The following is a 25,425-nucleotide window of genomic DNA, read 5'->3' as shown; positions in this document are numbered from 1 at the left end:
GGAGGCGGCATGACCCAACGCATCGTCATCACCGGAACCGACACCGGAATTGGCAAGACCGTGTTTGCGGCTGGGCTCGCCGGTTTGCTCGACGGTTTCTACTGGAAGCCGGTGCAATCGGGCCTCGACGGCGAGACCGACAGCGAGGTGGTTGCGCGGCTTGCCGGCTTGCCCTCGGAGCGCGTGCTGCCGGAAGCCTACCGCTTGAAGAGCCCGCTGTCGCCGCATCGTTCGGCCGAGATCGACGGCGTCGCGATCAAGGCTGCCGATCTTACTTTTCCCGTCCTGCCGACGCCGCTCGTCATCGAGGGCGCGGGCGGGCTGATGGTGCCGCTCAACCGGCGCACAAGGTTCATCGACATCTTCGCTGAGTGGCGGCTGCCAGTTATTTTGTGTGCCCGCACCACGCTCGGCACCATCAACCACACGCTGCTGTCGATCGAGGCCCTGCGCGCCCGCTCCATCCCGCTGGCCGGCATCGCTTTCATCGGCGATGAGATGGCCGATACACAACGGACAATCGTGGAAATGGGCGGGGTGCCGCAGCTCGGCAGGCTGCCCTATCTCGATCCGCTGACGGACAAAACGCTGCGAGACGCAATGATTGCCGGCTTCGCCTTCGCCTCGATTGCGGGAGGTGACTGATGTCGCAGTCCCATGTCTGGCACCCCTTCACCCAGCATGCGCTCGAGCCGGCGATTCCTGAAATCGTCATGACCGAAGGCGCCTATCTCCACAAGGCCGACGGCACGCGCATCCTGGACGCCATCTCCTCCTGGTGGGTGGTCACCCATGGCCACCGCCATCCCCGCATCATGAAGGCCATCGAGACGACCGCGTCGGCTCTCGACCAGATCATCTTTGCGGGCTTCACGCACGAGCCAGCCGAACGTCTGGCCAAGGCGCTTGTCGGTCTCGCGCCCGCCGGTCTCGACTGGGTGTTCTATTCCGACAGCGGCTCGACCTCCGTCGAAGTCGCGCTGAAGATGGCGCTCGGCTATTTCCGCAACATCGGCGCACCGCGCTCGCGCATCGTCGTCATGGCGCACAGTTATCATGGCGACACGATCGGCACGATGAGCGTCGGTGCCCGCGGCGTGTTCAACGCCGCCTACGAGCCCTTGCTGTTCGAAGTCGACACCATCCCCTTCCTGGCCGCCGGGCGCGAGCAGGAGACACTGGATCGGTTCGAGGCTGTCTGCCGCGACCTGCGCGCCGCCGCGCTGATCGTCGAGCCGCTGGTGCTTGGCGCCGGCGGCATGCTGATGTATCCGGCCTCGGTTCTGACCGAATTGAAGAAGATCGCAGAGGCCTCCGGCACGCTGTTGATCGCCGACGAGGTGATGACCGGTTGGGGGCGCACTGGAACCATGTTCGCCTGCGAGCAGGCATCGATTTCTCCAGATATCCTGTGCACCTCGAAAGGCCTGACCGGCGGCGTGATCCCACTGGCCGCCACGCTCGCCACCGATGCGATCTTCCGCGCCCACTATTCGACGGACCGGAAGAAGACGTTTTTCCATTCGAGTTCCTACACCGCCAATCCGATTGCCTGCGCGGCGGCACTTGCCAATATCGAGATCTGGCGGGACGAGCCGGTGGCCGAGCGCATTGCGGCCTTGAGCGCGATGCAGACCGCCGGGCTTCGACGCTTTCGCGACAACCCTTTCTTCACCGACTGCCGGGCGACCGGCACGATCGCGGCACTCGATCTGCGCACCGGCTCCGCCGGCTATCTGGCCGAGATCGGCCCGAAACTGCGCGCGTTCTTCCTCGACAAGGGGCTGCTCGTGCGTCCGCTCGGCAATGTCCTCTACCTTCTGCCGCCGTATTGCATCACCGGCGACGAGCTCGAGCGACTCTATGACGCCATTGAGGAGGCGGGCGAACGCTTCGGCTCGAGGCCATGAGCAGATCGTCGCGCATTCTTGGGTTTGGCCATCATGCGCCGGCGCGCAGGGTCGAGAACCCGGAAATCGAGAACAGTCTCGGCCTCGAACCCGGGTGGATCGAGCGGCGGACCGGGATACGGTCACGCTTCTGGGCAACGGACGAAGACACGCTGTCTGGCCTTGCCGCGTATGCCGGCGACATGGCGCTGGCGAATGCCGGCATCAAGCGCAGCGACATCGGGCTGCTGTTGCTTGCCACCTCGACACCCGATCACCTCCTGCCGCCCAGCGCGCCGCTGGTCGCACACGGGCTGGGGCTCGGCCGTGCAGGCGCGGTCGACCTCGCTGGTGCTTGCGCCGGCTTCATCTATGCGCTGATGTTCGCGGACGGGTTCACACGCCTGCATGGCAAATCGGCCCTTGTCATCGCCGCCAACATCCTCAGCCGTCGCATCAATCCCGCTGAGCGTGCCAGCGCCGTGCTGTTTGCCGATGCCGCCGGCGCCCTGGTGATTGGCCCCTGCGAGGACCCCGATCACGGCATTCTCGGTGCCTCGGTGGATTCCGATGGCTCGCGCTACGGGCTGATCCAGATTCCTGCCGGAGGAAGCAACAAGCCGTTCCACGGCGACCTCGACCTCGAGCAGACTCGAATGACGATCACCGACGGCCGTGAAGTGTTCGCCAAGGCGGTCGAGATGATGACTGCCTGCTCGCAGGACGCGCTCACTGCTGCCCGAATGCGGCCGCAGGACATCGACCGGTTCGTGCCGCACCAGGCCAACGCGCGCATTTTCGATGCCGTTGGGAGAAACCTCGGCATAGCAGATCATGCGATCATCAAGACGATCGTCGACTACGGCAACTCTTCCGCCGCGACGATCCCACTGTCGCTGTCGCTGGCCAACCAAGCGGAGCCGTTCCGGCAGGGCGAGAAGATCCTTCTGGCGGCAGCGGGTGCGGGTCTCAGCGGCGGGGCCCTCATTGTTGGAACTTAGCGGAACGCTCGGCCACGCACAGGACTGTCATGAATGAAGCTAGGATGGCCCAATGCGAAAATAGTCGCCTGCAGGCTCCATGGCTCTGGTTCCCTGACGCGAGAGCCAATCACCGTGCCGACCACCTTTTTCGAGCACGACGAGCGGCAAGGCTACCTGACTGGGCGAGGACTGCCTGGCGATGGCTGCCGGCGTGGAGGTGACCGAACCCGGCAACGTCATGCAGTGCGAAAAAACCCCCCATATGCCCGTTTTCAACGACGCTCGCTCCATTTCGAAACCAGGTGTTTCGCCCGATCTGGACGGCCACACAAATATCCAGCCTCGGGTGGCTCGTGCAAACGGTTGCCATCAGTTGGGCAAGGGTTGAGAGGAAGAATACTGGCAATGTGGATGCGGCCTGCACGAGCGCAACCATCAAATCGGACGCTGAAATGGTTGCCATCACCGCTTATGTCTGTCCGATACAATATTGTGCGCAGCGTTGGTACGGCTTTTGGCGGCGTAATCCTGGCATTCTTTGGACCGCTGGCCGCTTTCGCTTTGGCTGCGGTGAGTGATCTGGCGCCCCTGGCCGTCGACCGACATTCGGATCTTGGTAATCGAAGGCTGGTTATGGCCCTTCTTCCCGGTCGCTGCCTGCTGGTTGGCACGAACCAATGTGCTGTCGAGCATCACTTGGTAATTCTGAGGATCCCGATCAGGTCAGCGAATATCCGTTCCCATACCGGCCTTACCGCGCCTGAAGTGTGCAGGCTTTCGAGGCGCTGGCATTGCTCGCTGCTCAGTTCATATCGCCGGGCCATCCCTCGCTCCAGATCGAATCTCAACGCAGATTTGAATCGAGAATGTCGATTGGCCAGGTGAGGGTTATCATGGCCCTCTCAGCTTTGCTGAGACTGACCTATGGCCAAAAGTCCCGTAGATGCAGTGTGGAATGTCAATCCACAGACACCCACCATATTGCGCTTAGAGACGCCCTCCTTCTGTGGCCGAGATGGGCGCCAAGGCTGTGTCGTGGCCGCGCCGAGATGCGGGTGAGCTCGACGGTTTGTCAGCCGCACCCGGTGCGTGTCGCTGAAGACCAATTGCCTCTGGAGTGCGAACCTGCGGGCCTTTTCCCCGCTCGGCCTCCCGCTTGGCCTTCGCTCAGCGATTTGCGAGAAAGGCATCGAAGGCGGCAGCAACAGCGCGAATCACAAAGCGATGTTCCTGCCGCACGCGGATGATACCATCTTCGATGTCGACGATCCCGTCCTTGACCAGCATCGCCAAGCGTTCGGCGGAATCGGGAAAACGGATCGGATCAAATTCGTGGGCGGCACAGATTGCCGGCACATCGGCCTCCAAATCGCACATCAGCCGCTCGATGATTGCGGCTCGCACGCGGTCTTCGTCGGTGAGACGATAGCCCTGTGACGTCGCCAGACGGCCAGCTGCGATATGACGGCTGTAGCAATCCCGTGTGACCTCGTTCTGGACGTAACCCTCGCCAACCCGCCCGATAGCGGACGCGCCGAAACCGATCAGCGTTTTGCAGGTGTCAGCCGAGTAGCCCAGTGAGTTGCGCCGCAGGCGCCCGGTTTCCTGCGCCAGCGCGAGTTCGTCGTCGGGCAAGGCGAAATGGTCGAGCCCGATCTCTCGGTAGCCGGCGGCAACCAGCGTCTCGGCCACGGCTGCAGCCTGTTCGGCACGGGCAGCGCTGTCCGGCAGCGCTGTCTCCTCGATCAGGCGCTGATTCTTTATAGCGGATGGAATGTGCGCGTAGCCGAACACCGCAAGCCGGTTGGGGCGTATGGCGACCGCCGCCGTCGCGGTCTCGACGCAGGACCGCACCGTCTGATGCGGGAGACCGAAGATCAGGTCGAAGTTGATGCGGCTTACTCCATGCCGGCGCAGCATTTCGACGGCAGCCGCCGTCTGCGCCTCACTCTGGACCCGGTTGATCGCTTTTTGAACAATGGGATCGAAGCTCTGCACGCCGAGGCTGGCGCGGTTCACGCCGGCTGCTGCTAAGGCTTCGGCCATCTCGGCCGTGAACGTGCGCGGATCGATCTCGACTGCAACGGCGGTCGTCTTCCTGAACGCGAAGCGGCGCCGTAGGCACTCCATGATGGCCAAGAACTCCGCTGGCCCGATGAGGGTTGGCGTTCCGCCGCCGAAATGGACGTCGCTCACGGGCAGCGGCTGCGGCGGTTGCTCCGAGACCAAACGGATCTCGTCACGCACCACCGCCAGATACTTGAGAATCGGAGCATCTTGGCGGGTGATGGTGGTAGGGAAGCCGCAATACCAGCACGTCGATCGGCAGAATGGAACGTGGAGATAGAGTGACACCGAATCGTCAGCCGGTAGGTCCCTGAGCCATTCCGCATAAGCCTCTGCACCGACCGCCGCGGAGAACTCCGGCACAGTCGGATAGATGGTGTACCAGGGCAGGCGGGCCTCGCGATATTTGGCCAGAAACGAAGTCTGCAACAGTTACCGTCCCATGCTGATAACGGTCATCCTTACCGCTGCGCTCTCCTGTGTCTTTGCGCTATGTCAGTCCGTTCCGCTTTTCGCTGCAATTTGCCTTTTGCCAGTGTTAATGCTCACGGGGCGATGCCACCGCCGATGAGTCTCCGTTGGGATGGTATGAACACCTAGAGCAGATTCGACTTACTCCGGGTCATACCCGGCTGCCTCGAAGTAGTTTCGGCATTCGGCCGGTTTGAAGGCGTCGAGGCAGTCGGCGATGACGGACCAGAGTTGATCGATGGAGCGGGCGGCTGCTTTTCTGAGTAGGGCTTTGAGCTTCGAGAACGCCATCTCGATGGGATTGAAGTCGGGCGAATATGGCGGCAGCAACAGAAGCCGTGCGCCGGTCCTTTGGATGGCCTCGCGAACGCCGGTGATCTTGTGAGCCGGCAGGTTGTCCATGACGACGATGTCGCCGGGAGAAAGTTCAGGCGCGAGCACCTGTTCGGCATAGGCCAGGAAGGCGGCGCCGTTCATCGGCCCGTCGAGCAGCATCGGTGCGGTCAGGCCGTTCAGCCGCAGTCCAGCGGTGAAGGTCGTGGTCTTCCAATGACCATGAGGAACCGGCGCACGGCAGCGTTCGCCACATTTGGCCCGCCCGCGCAGCCGCGCCATCTTGGTGGAGGCCGCAGTCTCATCAATGAAGATCAGCTTCTCGGGGTCGAGATCGAGCTGGCCGTCGAACCAGGCGCAACGGCGCGCCTTGACGTCGGGGCGCTGTTGTTCGCTGGCATGCGCCGTCTTTTTTAAACGTGACGCAGCGCCTGTCGAGAAACATCCAGATCGTCGAAGGAACCACGCGCACGCCATGCCCGGCCGCCAGCCTCTCGGCAATCTCCGCCAGAGTGATGTCGGGCGTCTCCTCGATCAGGCCGAGGATGAAGGCTTCGTGAGGATCAAGCTTCGAGCGCGACGGTTGGCCCTGCTTGCGTGCCGCCATCTCACCCGTCTCGCGATAGCGGCGATACCAGTTCCCCGCCGTAGCAATCCCGATCCGGAACCGGCGTGCTGCCTCCCGCGTCGAAACACCCTCCGATATAGCCAAAATCACCCGACCGCGAAGGTCCGCACTCAAGCTGCGTGTCATCGTCATCTCCCTGCAAATCACAGGGAAAATGAAACAGACTTCCGCCACCGCGTGAATCCCAAATGTGACTCGGCGTTCACGGAAAATGCTCTAGCGGGTTAGCTACGGCGCTATCGCTTCCCCCGAGACCATCGCCCACACCGTTCGGCTCTACTTCCGCACTCATTTTCAGCCGGGCGCCTAGATGAAACGTTGGTGGAGCGCGGCATTGCCGAATCCTGACGAAGTACGAGACTTTGCTCGCCGGCTGCTGGTTGAGGCTTATAAAGACCATCTGACATTTCGATGAGCTCGTGGTCACGCGTTGATCAGGACGGGAATGCGACGGGATTATCGAGGCCGCCGCAATGCCGAAACTGCCACGCACCTGCTTACCTGATGCCGATAGCAGGACCGCGCCCAAGGCGCACGATGATCGATGCAACGGCAAAGCGCCAGGTGGTGCGGCAAGTCGAACATCGTTCTCACACGGTCTGAACAATCGCACCGAGAATTCGCATGCTGCTGCAAAAACCGAACGGGCCATCCCGGCCAGCGATTCAGAGGCGGTTTACAACGGTTCGCGTCGGTCTTCCCAGATCTGCGAAATCACCTTGTCCGGACTGGTTTCCACGCGATCATGGCCGGCTTCATACCGACTAGGCGCGGCCCTCCGCCCCAACCGGCCCGGCCGTCCTTCGACAATCGCGTGCCCGACCTTGCTCGTGGATTGTGTCAGGGTCAGTTGGGGTCTCGTCTGATCATCGAGCGGTTCCGCGCAATGATGTCTCCCGAGGTTCCAAGCCGAACAAATGCTGTCACCATTGAACGAAACTGTCGCATATCGAACAAACAAACCAGATTCCAAACATTTGCCCTTCGTGCTCAGCCTGACGCCCAAAAACAAGAAACGCGACGCGAATGAGACTGGCCAATTTGAGGGTCAGCCCGCAACTCACGTCTTCAGCGTGGCACGTGACTTGCACAATCGACTCCGAAAGCGGTTGTGACGGTCTGCCGACAATAGCGGAGATGCCTATGGCCATGGCTCAGAAATGCGATTCCACGGGCCAACTGACGATTTAGGCTGACGAGTAGCGTCGAGCGCAGGGCGCCGACCCAGATCAGTGTGACGGATAATGGCGGAGAAGCAGCGCTATGCCATTCTCCTTCGAACAAGGGACTGGTGAAGGGCTCATTCTTGGTCGCCCGCCCCCTTTTAATCTTTGAATGGAGATCAAGAATGAATATCAATAGCCTTCTTGTCGGCTCCGCTGCGGCCCTGGCCGCAATTTCCGGTGCGCGCGGCGCCGACGCCGAGCTGGGACCCGCTGAACACGTCAAGATCTGCGACGTCTACGGCGCTGGCTACTTCTACATTCCCGGCACCGAGACCTGCCTGCGCATTGGCGGCTATGTTCGTTATGACATCGGCGCCGGCGACCTCGGCTCGAATGACGGCGCAAGAATTTCAGCTGTGAGAACTGGCGAGGATCGGGGAACATGGCGGAACAACGCGCTTTTGGCATTAAAAACATGGACGGGCCAGGAGACCGAACTCGGTACTTTTAAGACCTATTCCGAAACCCATTTCAACTTCGGCAACCGCAACTTTTATCCGGGTCCGGATAGTCCTCAGAACTATGCCTTCAACAGTGAGGTCATGTTGACTTTCGCCTGGGTTCAGCTTGGTGGCCTGCGAGTTGGTAAGGACTGGTCGGCCTTCGACACCTTTATTGGCCACGCCGGCAACGTTCTCAATGGCAAGCTTGCTCCTTACGGCGACGCTGACACCAACGTAATTCAGTACTACTTCGACGCCAGCAATGGCCTTTCGACTTTAGTTTCACTCGAGGAAGGCTCGAGCGCAGTCGGTACTATCGACAGCTATGTTCCGCACGTCGTCGGCGGCATGAGGTATACGCAAGGCTGGGGCGCGATCACTGGCGTTGTCGCTTATGATAGCAATTACGGGTCGGTGGCCAGCAAGGTCCGCCTTGACGTGAATGTCACCAGCGAACTTTCACTATTCGGAATGGTCGGCTACGGTTCTAACGGCACGCTCAACGATGACTCCACTAACCTCATCGACGCCCACGGTCGTGGTTTCTACAAGCAGTGGGGGGCAATTGGGCCTTCTGGGTCGGCGGCGCCTATTTGCTAAACGAGAAGACGTCGTTGAACCTTCGACTATCGGGCGATCAGTTCAAGAACTATGGTCTGGCTGCCAACGTCGCCTATACGGTCGTGCCAGGTTTTACAGCGACGGTCGAAGTCGACCATTATCACTACGGCAATTTCGGCGTCGGCATGGTCGACCCTTCCAACGTGAATTGGACTAACGCCGACAAAAAGAACAGCGTCGGCGGCATCGTCCGTTTCAATACTCATTCTAACGGACTGAAAAGCTGCATCTCGGTGTCCTATTGAGCGGACCTATTGCCGCGTCTGTGTGAGCGAAAGCGAGTGTTAGCAGGGTCATGAGGAACTCGAAATTGCTGCATCTCAGCCGATAGTGCGACAGCTCAGTCCCAGGAATTCTAAAACCCCGTGTTGCTCTGGTTGCTTTGCAGCACGATCTTGACGACCGGTGCTGTACTGGTTCATTTAGAAGTTCCTGCTGCGCGCGATACTCAGGCCAGAATTTGCCCTTGCTGCCGGAAGACGCGGTCGGCGTGGAGGCCCGTCCCGTTCGGGAGGCCGCCGCGCAGCACAGCGCGCCGTAGGAGACAATCGGCTGGCCAGAGAAGCCGCTACGCGCATTCCAGCGCATCGCCCATAATCAGACGGTAACGACACAGCCGAGTTCCTGTTCGTGCCAGTGAACGATGCCAGTGCTACGGATCTTAGTCGCCGCGGCAGCCATAGCGCCAGGCGGCGCCGGCGTTCCGCCGCCGAAATGGACGTCGCTCACGGGCAGTGGCTGCGGTGTTTGCTCCGAGACCAAACGGATCTCGTCACGCACCACCGCCGCATCTTGGCGGGTGATGGTGGTAGGGAAGCCGCAATACCAGCACACCGATCGGCAGAACGGAATGTGGAGATAGAGCGACACTGAGCCGGCAGGTCCCTCAGCCATTGACCATGAGCCCTGGCATTGACCATGAGCCCTGGCACTGACCGCCGCGGAGAACTCCGGCACAGTCGAATAGATGGTGTACCAAGGCAGGCGGGCCTCTCGATATTTGGTCAGAAACGGTCACCGAGGTCGCCTTGAAACCACCAGAGCCGGTTTCTCCGCGCTCAGATGGGGCGGCAGCCTGGTCAGTGATCGCCGCTCTCGACGCTCTGATGACCCGAGCGCAAGCTCCCGGCCGCGGCACGAGCATCAGCCTCTGGCCGCGGCGTGTCACCCTAGATGAGCTTGATCGGGCCCGCCCTTCGGTGCGAACACATCATGCCACCGGCAGGCAGCGTGCGACTCGCCGCGCCTGGCTGAAATGCGAATGCATCCATTATGTGTATACCTACAATCCGAACATTCGATTGTTCAAGTCACTTCTCGAAAGCTAACCCTTCGTAGCCACGGGATCATGGGGTTCTCGGGGCGACCTCGGCCTAACGAATGCAGGGGCCGCACGTAGGTGGACGATGCGCAGAGAAATTGCAGGCGGAGTTGTGGCATTTTGCGTTGACCAAGCGGCATTTCGGCCCGTCAACTCGTCTTCACATGTTCCATCCCCGCCTATTGCAGGAGTGCGGCTTGCACGCTCCTGCGATTACCCGTCGGAGAGAGGGTTACGAATACTGCGACGAGTTGCGCGACTTCTGCTGTCGCGCCATCCCATAGCGGTCGGTCACCTGTCCTACCTTGATAGGAGATGAAATGCGAACGCTGCTCGTTGACCATCATGCGGATCTTACGCGCGCCGTGCGAGTTGCGCTCGGCGATAGCGGTTTCGCCGTTGACGTCGTTGGTACACTGGAACAGGCGTCGAGTGCATTTTGTTGCGCGAGCTATGAAATTCTTCTGCTGGAGTTGGTTCTGCCGGATGGCGATGGTCTGGATTGGCTGAGGCAGCTAAGGAGTGACGGACATTCAGTTCCTGCCGTCGTGATGAGCAACATCGACCATCTTGAGCAGCGAATTGCGGTTTTCAATGGTGGCGCGGACGACTTTCTGGTCAAGCCGGTGTTTACGGACGAACTCATCGCCAGAATGCGAGCTGTTCTGCGCCGGTCGACACAGATGACCGACCCGATCATCGTATTTGGCAATCTCCACTTCGATCCGATCGGCCGTCAGGTTTCCGTTGCTGGTCATCCGCTGATGGCCGCACGCCGTGAACTATGTATTCTAGAGCATCTGCTCAACCGTGCAGGCCGCATCGTGCCGCGTGCGCACTTGGAAGATCACATCTATTCGTTCAACGATGAAGTATCTGCCAACGCGCTTGAAGTCGGAATCTATCGCTTACGCGGACATCTCAATAGGTCAGGTGCAACGCCACGGATCAAGACCGTGCGTGGCATTGGTTACATTCTCGAGTGTCCGACTAGCGCGACATCCGCATAGTTGGTCGAATTGAAAGAAAAGACTGCCTTGAAAATCATTCCAACTGGTCATGCGGGCACTGATCCGCGGCCGCCGCTCATCGTCGGCCAGAGACCTATTTTTTCGCGCTACTTGAGTCATGTCCTCTGCGCGCTCACTTTGTTTTCTCCCCTTCCCGCTGCTGCCCAGAACAAGCAGGTTCAAGCGGCACCGCGTGCCGCTTCCAACAGCATCAACGCCACGCTGAACCTTTCCTCTTCGCTCGGCAAGACAGTTCATTTGCCCGCGGCAGCCGCGACTATCTTTGTTGCCGACCCGGCGATCGCCGATTATCAGGCACCCTCAAGTAAAACCATCTTCGTATTTGGCAAGAAATCCGGGCAAACGAGCCTATTCGCCCTGGACGAAAACGGCGAGGCTCTCGCTGAGTTTCGTATCGTCGTCACGCAACCGATCGGGGAACTGCGCGCCATGTTGAGGGACCAAGTTGGCGACTATCCGATCCGAGTCAGCTATACGCCGCGCGGTGCCATCTTAAGCGGTACAGCGCCCGATGCCGAGACCGTCGACACGGCGAAAAGAGTTACTGAGCAATTTCTCGGGGACGGTGCGCAGGTCGTCAATAACATCAAGGTCGCTGGATCCTTGCAGGTTAACCTCAGTGTCCGCGTAGCGGAGGTCTCCCGTAGCGCGATGAAGGCACTCGGCATTAACCTGTCCGCCTTCGGTCAAGTCGGCAATTTCAAAGTGGGTTTATTAAGCGGCAAAGGTGCTGGCGCTGGTGCGGCGAATGGGGGCGGTACAGCAGAAATCGGATTCGACAATGGTGTTGTGAACGTCGGCGCGGTTCTCGATGCGCTCGCCGAGGAGCACATCGCTTCCGTGTTGGCCGAGCCAAACCTCACCGCTATGTCAGGTGAAACGGCCAGCTTCCTGGCCGGTGGCGAATTTCCCATCCCTGTCTTGCAGGAAAAGGGGCAAGTCTCGGTTGAATTCCGTCACTTCGGCGTCAGCCTAGAATTCGTGCCAACCGTTCTCAACAACGACCAAATCAATATTCGCGTAAAGCCGGAAGTCAGCGAACTATCGTCTCAAGGTGCTGTTCAAATCAACGGCATCTCCGTGCCGGCAATTTCCACCCGCCGTGCCGACACGGTCGTCGAACTCGCCAGCGGGCAGAGCTTCGCGATTGGTGGACTCATCAGGCGGAGCGTCAACACTGATATCAGTGTTTTTCCTTGGCTGGGCGAGTTGCCGGTCCTTGGCGCCCTGTTTCGTTCGTCCTCATTTCAAAAGCAAGAGACGGAACTGGTTATTCTGGTGACGCCTTACATCGTAAGGCCAGGATCGAACCCCAACCAGATGAGCGCACCGACGGACCGGATGGGGTCGCCTTTGGACCAGGGGGCCACTCTGACGAATTCGTTGGCAAGTCCGCCAGGAGACCAGCGCCCTAGTCCCCGCACTGGTGCGTCAGGCGCCAAGGGCGGCCTCGGCTTTATCATTGAATAGCGGTCTACGAATGACGTTGCGGATCATAAGTCTGGTGGTCACTCTGACGGTAAGCGTAAGTGGCTGCACAAGCACCGCGCCGATTGTTGAGCCATTGGCACCGATCCTTATCGGGCAGGAGACCACCGTACTAACGTTACACAGCCTTCGCGCTTCCGAACGGCGGCGTTTGCGCGTTTTCCTTGAAACGGCAAGTCACGGCCGGCGCGATGCCCTTCACCTCCTCATCAGCGGGGCGTCCGGGCTCAGCGCAGAGGCCGTCCATGAGGCCAGGCAGATGGGCATCGGCGCCTACAACATCCATTTGCTCGACCAAACCAACGGCGGCGCAGTGCGGTTAGAGGCGATTGTCTATCGTGCCCGCCCTCCTGTCTGTCCCTCGTATTCCGGCCCTTTACTCAATGACAAGTCCTTCGACCAGACGCTTGGCTGTTCGATACGCCATAACCTGGCGGCAATGGTCAGCGATCCGCGCGATTTGCTCGACAACAGGGCTGTCAAATCAAGCGATGGCGATCGTGCGGCTGTACCAGTAGCCAGATACAGGACCTTCGCGAAGGACAAAGACGGCTGATGTCAAGTCGTCTCGTCTCTACCTGGTACACCCTGGCAGCTGCTCCAGCACCTACGCGCGGACCCATCGGATTTGGAGCACGATCATCGCCTCATCGAGGTCGTTGACCTGCGACGATCCAGATGGATAGCAGATGCTCCCTCACCACACTAGGGCGCACTTGAGTGGACGCTGCAGGCTCGCGACTTTCCTTGGTGAGACAGCCGTTACTGTCACGCTGATGGTGTGAACGGAGTTGAGAGGATCCGCTCCAAGGCACCTTTTGAGGGCAAGACGATGGCATGCGCACTGAGCGGACTCTTTGACGGCGTTTTAAGCTTCGCGTACCTGAAGTGCCACCGCTTGGATCAATGGCCAGGCGCCCAAATATTGCCCGGTTCGTGTCGAACAAGATGGCGCGGCGCCGCGCTCCAGGCGGCGAGTGAGCGGTGCCGGCGGTGCCCCATGGCCGCCGGAGGACCACTTTCTTCAGCGGGCGCTGCGCCTCAGCTTGATGGCGCCGTGCGTCGGCGCGACCGAGCTGGCCGGCGCCACGCTTAATTTTCTGCCGCAATCGAGAACGCGTTGTCAAACCCAAGTCGCATTGGGCCTTGATGATCGCTCTGCTTTGGCGCGCACAATCCCCTCTGCCGGGTTCTTTTGTCGAGCTCTCCTTCTCACCCGCCCGGTGTGACACCACTTCAAAGGCGCAGGTCAGCCGGATCAAGCCGGACCTGCTCTAGACACTTTGGAATAGATGGCGATCTTCCAGGCGCGCCGGTCAGATCGATAGCGCCGCGGCAGCAAAGTTTACGCGGCCGCTGATTGGCAGGATGGGGGATCGCGCCGAGGAAGCGCAATCCGTTTATCAGGCCACGTTCTGAGATAATTGCGGCGTGCCGATCGGGCTAGGAATACCTGCGGCGGGGATCGGTTCCGCATTCAGGCGTGCCTGCAGATTGTTCAAATACTCTTCTGCATAGGTTTGCGCCGTTGAAAGCGGCAGATTGATGCCGGCCGTCGCAGCCTCTTCCATTGCCTTCCTGATGAGCCCGTTGCGAATCGCGAGTTTGACCTGGGGGCCGGCGACAAGACTGACCGCCTGCGCTGCGACACCGAGGCCAGCTTCTAGCAGCGCCTGCTTCATATTGCCTCCGGTAATAGCTGTACGGACAACATTTAACGCTTGCGCCTCGCACGCAAGCGCCATCGATGCGAGATCGGCCACTTGGCCCACGGCCGGAATGAAGCTGAGTAGACCAACCGCCGTCGCAGTCCAATCAACCACTGTCGAGTACACCTTGAGCACGTCGCCGACTGTGTGGATGAAGGCCCCGCCGTTCTGTTTGGAAGACTTGATATCGGGCTGGTCGGCCGCACCCATCATCATGTCCGCGACGGCCTCCTGCTCTGCAGCGGCTTCAGGCACATGGGTTTTCGTTTTCTGAACGGTGCTGTTCGCAACAGACATGTTGCCGTAGAATTGCGCGAAGTCTTTTTTGCTGATGTTACCGGAATCGACCGTATGCCCGCCGCCGAAGTCGAAGAACTCATTGTGGGTCTTATAGCCCGTAATTGAATTGTTCAGCAAACCGAACAAAAGCGGATCGGAGAGTAACTGCGAGGCCGTTTGGCGTACCTTCGGATCGAGGCTCTTGTCGTCTGCCATGCTCGCCAGCTTGTCACGAGTCAGGTCACCGCTCCCAAAGAAGGCGCGCTGATTGCTGTTAATCATCTTGAGCGTGTTCAGCTCGGTTTGCGTGAGGCTCATTGACGATGTAGCGGCTTTGAGGAACTCGTCTTTATGGACCGTATCTGAACCACCGCACAGCTGCTTCCAGGCATCCGGGTGATTTAGGAAGTGTTGAGCAGCCGCAATGACCTGAGGCGGACATTTGCCGGTTTTCGCTTGGCCGTCGACGATCCGCTTGAAATCAGCCAGGCTTAGATCCTTAGGCAGGTCGTCGGAGTACCGGTAAAGCTCGCGCAACGCATCGCTCAAGGTCATGACCGAAGGCTGAGCATTTCCGGCGCTGTCGGATGGAATGTAGTTCTGCTGGTAGCTTTGCGCCTGCCGGTCCTGAAATTCGGCAACTTGTGAGTGATGGCGGGAAAATCCAGACAAATCCTTCGCCGTGATCTTGCCTCCACAGCGACCATCGCCCTGCGATCCGATCGCGTAAAAGAGTTCGGGATCCTGCTGCAGTCCTTCGATCGCCGCTTTCAGATCCGGCGGCGTAGAGGGATCATTGGCTTTATCGCCAAGCGACTCCCAACTGAGTGGGCATTGGTCCTTGTGACGGTTCAGCACTGCCACGATCTGCAACTCGGCCTTGGTTAGCGAGCCGCCGTTCCACGTGATTCTCGAGCTTGGCACGGGAGCCGGCGATATGAAATCGGAGGCGATCGCAGGAGGCTGCGGGGCCTGATCCATCGATTCGATTGCCGCCTTCATATGCGACGGCAGCAGGTCCAATGGGTGCTGCCGCAAATCTTCCAACGTCGATTCGACATCCGGCGCCAGCGGACCCCGGAGCGCGCCAGGATTGGTCATGTCTCCGACCAAGTAGGTGGACAGCATTGCCTCGAAGGACGATGCGCTTTGCTGAGTCTGCAATACCGCGGCAGAAGGCTTCAGGCCCGACCATGCCTGTACGGGCTGTGGGAGATTCGAGGTGATGGATGATGAAAGGTTGCTGGCCGACATTGTGCATCCTCAGACGTGACGTTGAAATCCCAACAAAGGCCTCATGTAAGCCAATGTTTCACGAACGTTCCGAGCGTTGGCCGGTCGCCAAAATGGCCCCTAGCAGTGCCTTTAATCGCTCCGCTCGTTGTTAGCCCCAAGGTCAATTCCAGCCAAAAGCCAGCGACATGGGGCATTCCCATCATGAGCGGCTTAGCTTTCGAGAAACTGACGAATTTCAGAAGAATTCACAATCAGGAGCGGCCGACGTGATGATTTCTCCAGAAGCTGCGGCGTCTCCTTAGATGTCATTTCTGGCTCAGCTCAGGCTTCCCTGCAACGCTATCCGGTTGCGGCACGTCAGAAGAATAAGAGGCTTCCGGTTGTCCGTTACGGACGACTGTGGTGGAGGAACCCCGAAACAATATCAGTACCGATTCCCTTGGTGGCGTCTCAGCGACGTGAGGCTGCGCCTGCGCCTCGGCCACAAGGCCGTTGAACGTCTGCTCCACGAGCGCGATGAAGCGCGGTGGACCGGAAACCAGGACGAGGCCATTTCCGGGCGTGGGTCTCACTACATAGCGGTCATCGGAGATGCCAAGCCTATCGAGGGCGCCGTTGAAGGCATCGAAACGAACCGAAGTGAGCACAAGCATCCGAGTTTGCGCTTCTTTTGCATCGGACACATAGAGCACAAGCCCATCATAGTACCATTGGAGATGGTACAGGTTGGTCAAGCGGTCCAGGAACTCGCGCGGTGGCAAATCCGGCATACGCCCGCGAATCCGCCCCTTCACCTCGGCGCTGATATTGACCCTGATGTTCAGGTTGTTGCCGAATTCCTGCAACGCGGCAGTGAGATCCTGATCTAGAACCGTATACCTGTAGGGTGTCGAGGGAAGCGATAGGGGGGCGCCGACAGTTGTTTGGATGCTGGCGGAGAGAAAAAACCCGACACAGAGAAGTCTTTTCAAGCTGTGCAGGATGGTGGATCGTATGAGCGTTCTTGGCATCTCGCCCTGATAAACCAAAGGATGGAATTTTCACAAGTCACCAAAGTCGTCAAAGTGACTTTAAATGACCAACCGACGCTCCCGTCAGCTTGTCGTCAGCTCGCCTCCCTAAGGGATTGACTCAACAGCGGGCGATGAACCGGCTGGACTCATCACACGTTAAAGAGAAGCAATCGAGTCCTTGTATGGTGATGCCTGTCACGTCGATCCCTTCCAGTGTTACTGACAGTCTCTCCAGGGTTGGCTCACCGTCATTCGGCGAGCAGGCCCAGTTTGACCACGCTCTAGCCCAGGCGGCTGCCTCGATGAAAAACGATACCGCTGCGGCGGCGCCTGTTCCTCCGCCCTTGGATGTTCAACGCGCGACTGCGCAGACAAGTCCACTGGGACACCGCGTGCTGCAGGCGATTTCTTCGATGCACGGGGACAATGCAGTTACTTCTGCCGCGCCCGACCATCAGGTAGCCCTTCCGAAGGGCGCTCCACCGGGTGCGGCTGAGAGGCTTCCGGTCGAAGGTGGGGCAACGGGGACGTCGGACGTTCCGCGAGCAGGGGGTGACTTCGAAGCGATGGTTGCTGGTCTGCGGGATCTCTACAACGGCGTCACCCAGGTTGCCCTTGTTTCCAAAGGTGTCAGCGGCATCACCTCATCGGTGAACAAACTAATAAAGAAGGATGAACGGCGCGAATGATTGGCTTAGCCCACGGCGAAATCATGCGTAGTCGCCCGTCTGGTCGGCGATCGCTTCATTTTGTCGTGCTGCCACTTTTCTTCGCCTTGAGTGGTTGCAAGGTCGATCTCTACACGCAATTGCAGGAGCGCGAGGCGAATGAGATGCTGGCGCTTCTGATAGACAACGGAGTTGACGCGGTCCGGGTTGCCGCTAAGGACGGGACCAGCACGATCCAGGTCGACGAAAAGCTCATTGCCTTCTCAATCAACCTCTTGAATGCCAAGGGGCTGCCGCGCCAGTCTTTCAAGAACATCGGCGAGATATTCGAAGGATCAGGACTGATTGCCTCGCCGACCGAGGAGCGTGCCCGTTACGTTTATGCTCTGAGCGAAGAGTTGTCGCGCACGATCAGCGATATTGATGGCGTCTTCTCAGTACGTGTTCATGTCGTTCTGCCGAATAACGACCTGTTACGAGCGGGCGGCACGCCATCCTCGGCCTCGGTCTTTATCCGGCACGACGCCAAAGCAAATCTTTCCGTTCTGCTGCCGAAAATAAAGATGCTCGTCGCCGACAGCATCGAAGGCTTGTCCTACGAAAAGGTCGAAGTGGTTTTGGTGCCAGTGGAACGGTCCGTACATGAGCAACCCTCCGTACCGGCGACTGCGTTGGCCCAAGCGTCTAAATCCTTTCCCGCGCCACTTCTGGCGATCGTGATGGGTGTTGCCGCAGCTGTATTCGCTGTGGCGTGCTATCTCTTAGCAAGTGTTCTTCGGCATCGGCGCAGACAATCATCGGGCGAATTATCCAAGATCGGGGGCCCCTCGGGTGTTTCCGCTGTCGAGGCCATTCGAAAAAAAATCATTGGCCGTGCGGCATAGGTGATATTCTCAATGCCCATTTCGATGCAGACTAGCGATCGCGATCATTCGTCGCAATTACGTTCCGTGTACTGGAGCAAGCTTGCTGCTTCGGCCCATCCGACTCGTATTGCCGCCTGTCTGGATCCGACGTTATCGGCTGCGACAGTGGTGCAGCTGCAGACCTGTGCCCGGCTGCAGCCAAAATTGGCAGAATTGCTGCTTGACAATGACACGGATTCGAATGGATGCGGCTGGGGGCCGGATCTTCTGAAGGGGCATGACCCGCGTCGGGCTGCCCTCTTTGCGGGCAGTGTTTGGCATGCTCGTTCGCTGCTGAAGCTTGTTTCACAACGTCACCTCACGGTGCTAGTTGAACATATCGGCGCTGATGCGCACGCTTTTGGCATCCGACATCTGGCGTATGCGATCACAGGCAATTTGATCGCTGATCCGAAAAAACTCGCGCTCCAAATTGAACACGATGGACATGCCTGCCTTGGTGCTTGGCTCGATCAGAGTCCAGTGCTTGAGCGTAACCGCGTGCTTCTACGGTTGCCCCTCGGGACAGCCGCCGAGAATCCAGCGCCCGAGCACGGCAATGCCTCAGGCCAGTTGTTTTCGCTCGTGCTAGCCCATTTTGAGACGGAGATCCCGGCGCTATGACAGCCGATGTTTCCGCGGCGCCCGTCGCACCGCAAATGCGCCCAGTTGGGCCACTGATACCGGCAAGTGAGCTCGAAATCTGGCAGTGCGCCGCAGAGGCGCGCGCTGCGGCAGAACGGCATCAGCAGCGGGTTCGCAGTTGGGCACGCGCCGCTTATCAGCGTGAGCGGGCGCGCGGCCAAATCGAGGGTTTGAATGCAGGCGCGGAGGAATTGGCACGGCTGATTGCGGGGACAGTCTCCGAAGTGGCGCAACGAAAGGCGGTTCTGGAGCAGGAACTGCCACAGCTCGTGATGGAGGTCCTAAGCGATATTCTGGGCGCTTTCGACCCGGGTGAGCTCTTGGTGAGGGCTGTTCGTCACGCCATTGAGCGCAAGTACAGCGGCGCGGAAGTTTGCCTTCATGTATGCCCCATGCAAGTCGATATGCTCGCGCGCGAGTTTGCTGGATGCGACGGAAGGGAGGGTCGGCCGAGGGTTCGGATCGATCCGGATCCGACGTTGTCGCTTCAACAGTGCGTGCTGTGGAGCGAGTATGGCAATGTCGATCTGGGACTTGACGCACAGATGCGCGCGCTGCGTCTCGGCTTCGGGTTGCTGTCTGAGGAAGGCGAACCGTGACCACGCCGGTACCAGAGCATAATAATTTCGCTGGCATCCGGGCTCCCGATCCGGCGATCTCGTCTTTGAGGTCTGCAGCAAAGCAAATCGACACGCGTGTGGTGCGCGGACGGATCACGCGGGCTATCGGTACACTGGTCCATGCTGTCTTGCCGGACACTCGTATTGGGGAACTTTGTCTCCTACAGGATCCGCGAACCGGACTGTCGCTGGAAGCCGAGGTGATCGGCCTGTTGGATGATGGGGTGTTGCTTACGCCGATTGGCGACTTGGTCGGCCTGTCCAGCCGAACAGAAGTCGTGGCCACCGGACGAATGCGTGAAGTGCCAGTCGGCCCCGATTTGCTCGGCCGCGTGATTGACAGCCGTTGCCGTCCACTTGACGGCAAAGGCGAAGTTAAAACGGCCGAAACTCGTCCGCTGCGCGGCAGGGCACCCAATCCGATGACAAGGCGCATTGTTGAGCGGCCATTCCCGCTCGGAGTCCGTGCCCTGGATGGTCTCCTGACATGCGGCGAGGGCCAGCGAATCGGGATCTATGGCGAGCCTGGTTGTGGCAAGTCGACGTTATTGTCGCAGATCGTAAAAGGTGCCGCCGCTGACGTTGTCATTGTCGCCCTCATAGGCGAACGCGGACGTGAAGTTCGTGAATTCATCGAGCGGCATCTTGGGGAGGCCGGCCTGCGCCGTACGGTCGTTGTCGTTGAAACGTCCGACCGCTCAGCAGTGGAGCGGGCGCAATGTGCTCCTATGGCGACTGCGCTCGCCGAATATTTTCGCGAACAGGGACTACGCGTCGCTCTCATGATGGACTCGCTGACGCGCTTCTGCCGCGCCATGCGAGAAATAGGCCTCGCTGCTGGTGAGCCGCCGACCCGACGGGGCTTTCCTCCTTCCGTGTTTGGCATGCTGCCAGGCCTGCTGGAGCGGGCCGGCATGGGTGAGCGCGGCTCGATCACGGCCTTCTACACTGTGCTTGTCGAAGGTGATGGCACAGGTGATCCAATCGCCGAGGAATCGCGCGGCATTCTCGATGGCCATGTCGTCCTCTCACGCGCTATCGCGGCGCGATCGCATTTCCCCGCTATCGATGTGCTGCAGAGTCGCAGCCGCGTGATGGATGCGGTCGTTTCTGGGACACATCGCAAGGCAGCATCCTTCTTCCGCGATCTCCTGTCGCGCTATGCCGAGAACGAGTTTTTGATCAATGTCGGCGAATACAAGCAAGGCGGCGACCCCCTAACTGACCGGGCTGTCGCGTCGATTGGCGAGCTGAGGGAATTTTTGTGCCAGACCGAAGGCGAGGCGTCGCATTTCGAGGAGACGGTCGCATGGATGTCGCGTCTGACCGCGTGAATCGTGTTCAGGCCTCGAGGTTACGGCTCCTGAAGGAAATGCAAGAGCGTGGTGCCCGTAGGGAGCTGTCCAGGAAGGAAACCGAGCGCCATATGGCCACCTTAGCAGTACACAATGCCTCGCAGGGGCTTGCAATCGCACAGCAACATTGCGCTTCGGCCGAAGCAGCGCTCTACCAAGAGCTGATGACGCTCGACAGCTTGTCCAGCGCAGCACTCGACCGTCACGACCTTTGTATTGAGCGGCTTGCGGCTGAGATCGCTTTCAAACGCCAGATGCTTGATGATGCACGCCTTGCTCAAGAAAAGGCCGAGATAGCGGCATCTGAGAAGAGGGAGCTATGGGTCAGATGTTCGGCGGCAACGCACAAATGGCAACAAATCGACGATGACGTCAGGCGCGCCGTCGATATTCAGTCGGATGCCGCAGGCGAGATAGAGGCCGACGATGAAATGTTGCTTCGGTATGGGAGGGTTTCTCTCGCCCAGATGTCGCGCAGCCAGATCCGATAACCGCAGGTTCTGTGAATGACGCGCTCGTGCAGTTTAGAGCCGCTTTGGTAACCACTGTGGTCAGACCCGCTATGCTCGAACCAGCGCTAACACTGTCCCACGAGGTCGCCTCGTGGCTCAATGATATAGCGACTTCCCGCACGCCGTTTCAGAGCCGGATCGGCGACAAGTCGCTATCGCTGCGGATGGGCGGAGTTGTGTGGCAGCAGGAACCTACTGCCATTCCGATGCTTGACTGCATTTGGCGGGTGGGAGGTGAAACGGTCGTCTTGTCGCTGTCCCGACCGCTTGTAGAGGCGCTCGTCTCGACAGTGCAGAGTGGCCTTGCTTTCCCTTCCGAGCCAACTGCTTCGCTCATTCTCGAACTTGCACTCGAGCCGCTGATAGCTCGCCTGGAGCATAGGACACAGCGGAGCGTGCACCTCCTTTGCGTGCGTGAAGCCATGACACCGGCACCTTATCTCGAGCTGGATATCGTCTTCGGTCCCGTCAGTGGCAAGGGTCGTCTGTGCCTGTTCTCGCCTCTTGATGGCTTGGTGCCGTCTGCGTTCCGCGCTTTGGGCGTACTGATTGGGCAGGTGCCACGACAGCCGCGCGGGCTTTCCACAGAGCTTCCGGTCATAGTTGCAGGAGAGATCGGCACGCTTCGCGTTCCGGCGGCGCTTCTTCGAAGAGCATGTGCCGGTGATGCTCTGATACCAGACATCGCGCCGTTCGGCCGTGGCCAGATCACCCTATCAGTGGGTCAGTTATGGACCGAGGCAGATCATGAGGGCGACCACCTAATCCTGCGGGCGCCTTTCCGCCCGCGATCGTGCCCGTTGGAGAATGCGCATATGAAACAACCCGAATCTCAACTAGGGCCGTCGGAAGCCGATCTCGACGAAATCGAGATCGTGCTTGTCTTTGAATGCGGCCGCTGGCCTATCCCTCTAGGAGAATTGAGGAGTGCCGGCGAAGGGCATGTTTTCGAACTTGGTCGGCCGATCGATGGTCCAGTCGACATAGTTGCTAATGGTCGGCGTATCGGGCGTGGCGACATTGTGCGCATCGGAGATGAGCTGGGCATCAGACTCTGCGGCAGATTGGCATGCAATGACTGAGATTCAGCCGGCCGTCCTGACGCTTCTTGCGGTTACCGCCGGACTCGGGCTGCTGGTTTTAGCAGTCGCCACGACCACGGCGTTCGTAAAGGTATCGGTTGTTCTATTCCTCGTCCGCAATGCGCTCGGGACCCAGACGATACCACCGAACGTGGTACTATACGCCGCGGCATTGATCCTCACCATGTTCGTTAGCGCGCCTGTTATTGAACAGACCTATGATCGCCTCACGGATCCGAAACTGCGTTATCAGACGATCGATGACTGGATAAACGCCGCCCACGAAGGAAGTGAACCCTTGCGCGATCATCTCAAGAAGTTCACGAACGAAGAGCAGCGGCGATTTTTCCTTTCCTCGACTGAAAAAGTCTGGCCAGAGGAAATGCGCGCCAAAGCCACACCTGATGATTTTGCCATTCTCGTACCATCTTTTCTAATTTCAGAACTCAAGCGTGCATTCGAAATCGGCTTTCTCCTTTATCTGCCCTTTATCGTCATCGATCTTATCGTAACGACAATCTTGATGGCGATGGGCATGTCAATGGTATCCCCGACGGTTATATCTGTACCTTTCAAACTATTTTTGTTCGTCGCTATTGATGGTTGGTCGAGATTGATGCACGGACTTGTGTTGAGTTACACGATACCGGGAGGTTAACTATTACTGAATCGACTATTGTCACACTTATGAGCCAATCTTTGATGGTTTTCATGATCTGGATTCTGCCGCCGCTCATTGCATCGGTGGTTGTTGGCCTGGGCATTGGCATCATCCAGGCGGCAACGCAGATTCAGGATGAAAGCTTGCCGCTGACGGTGAAGCTTCTGGTCGTTGTCGCGGTAATTGGCCTGTTTGCCCCTGTGCTGAGCGCCCCACTCATAGAGCTTGCCGACCAGATCTTTACTGAGTTTCCCGCAATGACACCAAGCTACTAGCCTCCGCCATGTATGCGTCATCGGGCGAGATTCAAATCCTGATCCATGCGGCTCTCGAGCTCGTCGTTGTGGCCAGTCTTGGCGCAGCCCGCGCGATAGGCATTATGCTGGTACTTCCTGTATTTACACGATCTCAGGTCGGTGGGCTGATCCGCAGCTGCCTGGCTGTTGCCTTCGGACTGCCGTGCTTGGCACAGGTGAGCGACGGGCTGCACGCGCTGGATCCTGAAACGGTTCTAATCCATGTAACTCTGCTCGGTTTGAAGGAGGTTTTTGTCGGCGTGCTACTTGGCACCTTGCTCGGCATCCCCCTATGGGGCCTTCAGGCGGCTGGTGAGTTTATCGATAACCAACGTGGCATCACCAGCCCGTCCGCTCCGACCGACCCCGCGACGAACAGCCAGGCTTCCGCTATGGGCGTTTTTCTCGGGATCACTGCAATTACGATCTTCGTCGCATCAGGAGGTATGGAGGCTGTCATCAGTGCTCTTTATGGCAGCTACCTGATCTGGCCCGTTTTTCGGTTTCACCCCACATTGAGCCCGCAAGGAGCAATGGAGCTATTAGGGCTCCTCGACCACATTATGCGCACGACATTATTGGTCTCCGGCCCTGTAGTGATCTTCCTGCTGCTGGTGGATGTATCAATGATGATACTCCGTCGCTTTGCGCCGCAATTCAAGTCGAGCCAACTGTCCCCGACGCTCAAGAATATCGGCTTTCCGATTATCATGGTCACCTACACCGCCTATCTGGTCGAGGGCATGAAACTGGAGATTGCACAAGCGAATGGCGCGCTTGAGTGGTTCGGCAAGTTGCTGAAATGAGCGACACGAGTGAAGAAAAGAATCACGCCGCCACCCCGACGAAGCTAAGGGAAGCGCGCAAAAACGGGCAGATACCGCGCAGCGCCGATTTCGTCCGCGCGGCCGGCACTTGCGCTGGGTTCGGCTACCTTTGGCTGAGAGGGAGCGTGATCGAAGACAAATGCCAGGAAGCGCTATTATTGGTCGACAAGCTGCAGAACCTTCCTTTCGATATCGCGGTCCGGCAGGCATTGGTCCTGCTGATCGAACTCACCCTGGGGGCCGTTGGCCCGCTGCTTGGAGCTCTCGTCGCCGCGGTAATTTTGGCGGGATTGATAGCCAATGGTGGATTTGTCTTCTCTCTCGAGCCTATGAAGCCCAAGTTTGAGAAGATTGACCCTTTTCAAGGGCTGAAACGCATGGTGTCTGCGCGTTCAGCAGTCGAGCTTGGGAAGACACTGTTTAAGGTAGTGGTCCTCAGCACCACCTTTCTTATCTTGCTTTTCGGCATGTGGAAGACGGTGATCTATCTGCCAGTCTGCGGCATGGGCTGTCTCGGCTTGGTCTTTACGGAGGCGAAACTGCTGATGGGGATTGGCGCCGGCGCACTTCTGGTGGGCGGGCTGATCGATCTCCTGTTGCAGCGTTCGTTGTTTCTACGCGAAATGCGCATGACCAAGACCGAAGTGACGCGCGAGTTGAAGGAACAGCAGGGGACGCCAGAGTTGAAGAGTGAACGGCGTCGCATCCGCGACGAGACGGCTGGCGAGCCTCCGCTTGGGTTGAATCGCGCCACGTTGATCTTCAGAGGAAAGGCGATACTGGTCGGTCTTCGCTACATTCGTGGTGAGACCGGGGTGCCGGTCCTAGTTTGCCGCGCCGAGGGCGAGGCCGCTTCGCACATGTTCTATGAGGCGCAGGCGCTACATCTCACTATTGTCGATGATCATGTCCTAGCGCATCAGCTCATCAGCGCAACGAAACTGGGCAACGCCGTTCCCAGGCAACATTTCGAGCCCGTCGCGAGAGCACTCTTCGCCGCAGGCTTAGCCTAGATGTGGCGCCTCAACAGGCTGTCCTCGGTGAGGCCGAGTCTGCTGATTGGCGTTGTGGGATTAGGCTGCGGTCTGTTCCACTATTCTAGCCATTAAGCCAGGC

21 protein-coding genes and 4 pseudogenes are annotated in these 25,425 nt (G+C 58.9%); 19 read left to right on the top strand and 6 right to left on the bottom strand.

Translation table 11 applies throughout. The features are described 5' to 3' along the window. Positions 1-9: 9 nt before the first annotated feature. Genes bioD through HB778_RS39560 form a run of 3 tightly spaced genes read left to right on the top strand, consistent with a single transcriptional unit; the run spans position 10 to position 2,890 of the window. Positions 10-645, top strand: coding sequence for a dethiobiotin synthase (gene bioD / locus HB778_RS39570; RefSeq protein WP_183465602.1), 636 nt, complete (start codon positions 10-12; stop codon positions 643-645). After that, entirely contained in the window at positions 645-1,910 is a 1,266-nt protein-coding gene (locus tag HB778_RS39565; RefSeq protein ID WP_183465601.1) for an adenosylmethionine--8-amino-7-oxononanoate transaminase, read from the top strand. Before bioD ends, HB778_RS39565 begins: the two co-directional genes overlap by 1 nt. After that, entirely contained in the window at positions 1,907-2,890 is a 984-nt protein-coding gene (locus tag HB778_RS39560; RefSeq protein WP_183465600.1) for a beta-ketoacyl-ACP synthase III, read from the top strand. Before HB778_RS39565 ends, HB778_RS39560 begins: the two co-directional genes overlap by 4 nt. A 109-nt stretch (positions 2,891-2,999) precedes the next feature. Here HB778_RS39560 and HB778_RS42505 read toward each other — a convergent pair. Further along, positions 3,000-3,287: pseudogene (locus HB778_RS42505) on the bottom strand (hypothetical protein); the annotation flags it as partial. Between HB778_RS42505 and HB778_RS39555 the strand changes: the two are divergent. After that, positions 3,175-3,466 (top strand): annotated as a pseudogene (locus HB778_RS39555) (MFS transporter); the annotation flags it as partial. The pseudogenes HB778_RS42505 and HB778_RS39555 sit on opposite strands and share 113 nt — an antisense overlap. A 573-nt stretch (positions 3,467-4,039) precedes the next feature. Here HB778_RS39555 and hemN read toward each other — a convergent pair. Both hemN and HB778_RS39545 read right to left on the bottom strand, forming a co-directional pair. Beyond that, positions 4,040-5,368 carry an oxygen-independent coproporphyrinogen III oxidase gene (gene hemN, locus HB778_RS39550; protein WP_183465599.1) on the bottom strand — a complete coding sequence of 443 codons (1,329 nt, stop codon included), beginning with the start codon at positions 5,366-5,368 and terminating at the stop codon, positions 4,040-4,042. Positions 5,369-5,551: 183 nt separating this feature from the next. Continuing rightward, positions 5,552-6,497 (bottom strand): IS630 family transposase gene (locus HB778_RS39545; RefSeq protein WP_183465598.1). Its coding sequence is split into 2 segments (ribosomal slippage): positions 5,552-6,158 and positions 6,157-6,497, totalling 948 coding nucleotides; the frame shifts between segments, so codons are not numbered across the junction. A gap of 1,222 nt (positions 6,498-7,719) precedes the next feature. On the opposite strand from HB778_RS39545, the pseudogene HB778_RS39540 reads away from it, so the two are divergent. Then, positions 7,720-8,906: pseudogene (locus tag HB778_RS39540) on the top strand (porin). Positions 8,907-9,342: 436 nt separating this feature from the next. Here the strand turns inward: HB778_RS39540 and HB778_RS39535 are convergent. Beyond that, positions 9,343-9,669 (bottom strand): annotated as a pseudogene (locus tag HB778_RS39535) (coproporphyrinogen III oxidase); the annotation flags it as partial. A 633-nt stretch (positions 9,670-10,302) separates the two neighbouring features. Here HB778_RS39535 and HB778_RS39530 point away from each other — a divergent pair. The 3 genes from HB778_RS39530 to HB778_RS39520 are packed head-to-tail and all read left to right on the top strand — an operon-like array spanning position 10,303 to position 13,057. Next, positions 10,303-10,992: a response regulator gene (locus tag HB778_RS39530; RefSeq protein WP_183465597.1), complete on the top strand. Its 690-nt coding sequence runs from the start codon at positions 10,303-10,305 to the stop codon at positions 10,990-10,992. Positions 10,993-11,019: 27 nt separating this feature from the next. Then, positions 11,020-12,483, top strand: a complete 1,464-nt coding sequence (locus HB778_RS39525; RefSeq protein WP_183465898.1) for a type II and III secretion system protein family protein — start codon at positions 11,020-11,022, stop codon at positions 12,481-12,483. A gap of 10 nt (positions 12,484-12,493) precedes the next feature. Next, positions 12,494-13,057, top strand: coding sequence for a CpaD family pilus assembly lipoprotein (locus HB778_RS39520; protein ID WP_183465596.1), 564 nt, complete (start codon positions 12,494-12,496; stop codon positions 13,055-13,057). An 847-nt stretch (positions 13,058-13,904) separates the two neighbouring features. On the opposite strand, the gene HB778_RS39515 is transcribed toward HB778_RS39520, so the two are convergent. Both HB778_RS39515 and HB778_RS39510 read right to left on the bottom strand, forming a co-directional pair. After that, complete coding sequence (locus HB778_RS39515; RefSeq protein ID WP_183465595.1) at positions 13,905-15,743, bottom strand: HrpF/NolX family T3SS translocon protein; 1,839 nt, start codon at positions 15,741-15,743, stop codon at positions 13,905-13,907. A 287-nt stretch (positions 15,744-16,030) separates the two neighbouring features. Next, positions 16,031-16,735 (bottom strand): secretin N-terminal domain-containing protein, encoded by a 705-nt coding sequence (locus HB778_RS39510; protein ID WP_183465594.1) that lies wholly within the window; start codon positions 16,733-16,735, stop codon positions 16,031-16,033. Between the two features lie 305 nt (positions 16,736-17,040). Here HB778_RS39510 and HB778_RS39505 point away from each other — a divergent pair, with 305 nt between their 5' ends. The 11 genes from HB778_RS39505 to HB778_RS39455 are packed head-to-tail and all read left to right on the top strand — an operon-like array spanning position 17,041 to position 25,322. Continuing rightward, a complete protein-coding gene (locus tag HB778_RS39505; RefSeq protein ID WP_280515987.1) occupies positions 17,041-17,427 on the top strand; it encodes a nodulation protein NolB in 387 nt (128 codons plus the stop codon). After that, positions 17,424-18,290, top strand: coding sequence for a type III secretion system inner membrane ring lipoprotein SctJ (gene sctJ / locus HB778_RS39500; protein WP_183465593.1), 867 nt, complete (start codon positions 17,424-17,426; stop codon positions 18,288-18,290). Before HB778_RS39505 ends, sctJ begins: the two co-directional genes overlap by 4 nt. Positions 18,291-18,302: 12 nt before the next feature. Then, complete coding sequence (locus tag HB778_RS39495) at positions 18,303-18,935, top strand: nodulation protein NolU (protein WP_280515986.1); 633 nt, start codon at positions 18,303-18,305, stop codon at positions 18,933-18,935. After that, on the top strand, positions 18,932-19,555 hold the full coding sequence (gene sctL, locus HB778_RS39490; protein WP_183455251.1) for a type III secretion system stator protein SctL: 624 nt from the start codon (positions 18,932-18,934) through the stop codon (positions 19,553-19,555). The genes HB778_RS39495 and sctL overlap by 4 nt, the downstream gene beginning before the upstream one ends. Continuing rightward, the gene (gene sctN, locus HB778_RS39485; protein WP_280515985.1) at positions 19,552-20,910 is read left to right on the top strand and encodes a type III secretion system ATPase SctN; all 1,359 of its coding nucleotides are present in this window, start codon (positions 19,552-19,554) and stop codon (positions 20,908-20,910) included. The genes sctL and sctN overlap by 4 nt, the downstream gene beginning before the upstream one ends. Then, positions 20,886-21,422, top strand: a complete 537-nt coding sequence (locus tag HB778_RS39480) for a hypothetical protein (RefSeq protein WP_183465591.1) — start codon at positions 20,886-20,888, stop codon at positions 21,420-21,422. The genes sctN and HB778_RS39480 overlap by 25 nt, the downstream gene beginning before the upstream one ends. A 26-nt stretch (positions 21,423-21,448) precedes the next feature. Next, a complete protein-coding gene (gene sctQ / locus HB778_RS39475; RefSeq protein ID WP_183465894.1) occupies positions 21,449-22,525 on the top strand; it encodes a type III secretion system cytoplasmic ring protein SctQ in 1,077 nt (358 codons plus the stop codon). Then, positions 22,518-23,183 (top strand): type III secretion system export apparatus subunit SctR, encoded by a 666-nt coding sequence (gene sctR, locus HB778_RS39470; protein WP_183465590.1) that lies wholly within the window; start codon positions 22,518-22,520, stop codon positions 23,181-23,183. The genes sctQ and sctR overlap by 8 nt, the downstream gene beginning before the upstream one ends. A 29-nt stretch (positions 23,184-23,212) precedes the next feature. Further along, positions 23,213-23,461, top strand: a complete 249-nt coding sequence (locus HB778_RS39465; RefSeq protein ID WP_183465589.1) for an EscS/YscS/HrcS family type III secretion system export apparatus protein — start codon at positions 23,213-23,215, stop codon at positions 23,459-23,461. A gap of 8 nt (positions 23,462-23,469) precedes the next feature. Further along, positions 23,470-24,288 carry a type III secretion system export apparatus subunit SctT gene (sctT, locus tag HB778_RS39460; RefSeq protein WP_183465588.1) on the top strand — a complete coding sequence of 273 codons (819 nt, stop codon included), beginning with the start codon at positions 23,470-23,472 and terminating at the stop codon, positions 24,286-24,288. Continuing rightward, complete coding sequence (locus tag HB778_RS39455) at positions 24,285-25,322, top strand: EscU/YscU/HrcU family type III secretion system export apparatus switch protein (protein WP_183465587.1); 1,038 nt, start codon at positions 24,285-24,287, stop codon at positions 25,320-25,322. Before sctT ends, HB778_RS39455 begins: the two co-directional genes overlap by 4 nt. Positions 25,323-25,425 lie beyond the last annotated feature (103 nt).

The organism is Mesorhizobium huakuii (assembly GCF_014189455.1).
GTDB classification, from domain to species: Bacteria; Pseudomonadota; Alphaproteobacteria; order Rhizobiales; family Rhizobiaceae; genus Mesorhizobium; species Mesorhizobium huakuii_A.
Note: the sequence above shows the minus strand (reverse complement) of the source record. Positions and strands in the feature narration are given on the sequence as shown.

Excerpts from the sequence above, each read along its gene's own strand:
- HB778_RS39505 (WP_280515987.1), top strand. The coding sequence starts at position 17,041 with ATGAAAAACGATACCGCTGCGGCGGCGCCTGTTCCTCCGCCCTTGGAT.
- HB778_RS39465 (WP_183465589.1), top strand. The coding sequence starts at position 23,213 with ATGAGCCAATCTTTGATGGTTTTCATGATCTGGATTCTGCCGCCGCTC.
- HB778_RS39510 (WP_183465594.1), bottom strand. The coding sequence starts at position 16,735 with ATGCCAAGAACGCTCATACGATCCACCATCCTGCACAGCTTGAAAAGA.
- HB778_RS39455 (WP_183465587.1), top strand. The coding sequence starts at position 24,285 with ATGAGCGACACGAGTGAAGAAAAGAATCACGCCGCCACCCCGACGAAG.
- HB778_RS39565 (WP_183465601.1), top strand. The coding sequence starts at position 645 with ATGTCGCAGTCCCATGTCTGGCACCCCTTCACCCAGCATGCGCTCGAG.
- HB778_RS39530 (WP_183465597.1), top strand. The coding sequence starts at position 10,303 with ATGCGAACGCTGCTCGTTGACCATCATGCGGATCTTACGCGCGCCGTG.
- HB778_RS39495 (WP_280515986.1), top strand. The coding sequence starts at position 18,303 with ATGCCCATTTCGATGCAGACTAGCGATCGCGATCATTCGTCGCAATTA.
- HB778_RS39480 (WP_183465591.1), top strand. The coding sequence starts at position 20,886 with ATGGATGTCGCGTCTGACCGCGTGAATCGTGTTCAGGCCTCGAGGTTA.
- sctR (WP_183465590.1), top strand. The coding sequence starts at position 22,518 with ATGACTGAGATTCAGCCGGCCGTCCTGACGCTTCTTGCGGTTACCGCC.
- sctT (WP_183465588.1), top strand. The coding sequence starts at position 23,470 with ATGTATGCGTCATCGGGCGAGATTCAAATCCTGATCCATGCGGCTCTC.
- HB778_RS39520 (WP_183465596.1), top strand. The coding sequence starts at position 12,494 with ATGACGTTGCGGATCATAAGTCTGGTGGTCACTCTGACGGTAAGCGTA.
- HB778_RS39515 (WP_183465595.1), bottom strand. The coding sequence starts at position 15,743 with ATGTCGGCCAGCAACCTTTCATCATCCATCACCTCGAATCTCCCACAG.
- sctJ (WP_183465593.1), top strand. The coding sequence starts at position 17,424 with ATGATTGGCTTAGCCCACGGCGAAATCATGCGTAGTCGCCCGTCTGGT.
- sctL (WP_183455251.1), top strand. The coding sequence starts at position 18,932 with ATGACAGCCGATGTTTCCGCGGCGCCCGTCGCACCGCAAATGCGCCCA.
- bioD (WP_183465602.1), top strand. The coding sequence starts at position 10 with ATGACCCAACGCATCGTCATCACCGGAACCGACACCGGAATTGGCAAG.
- HB778_RS39560 (WP_183465600.1), top strand. The coding sequence starts at position 1,907 with ATGAGCAGATCGTCGCGCATTCTTGGGTTTGGCCATCATGCGCCGGCG.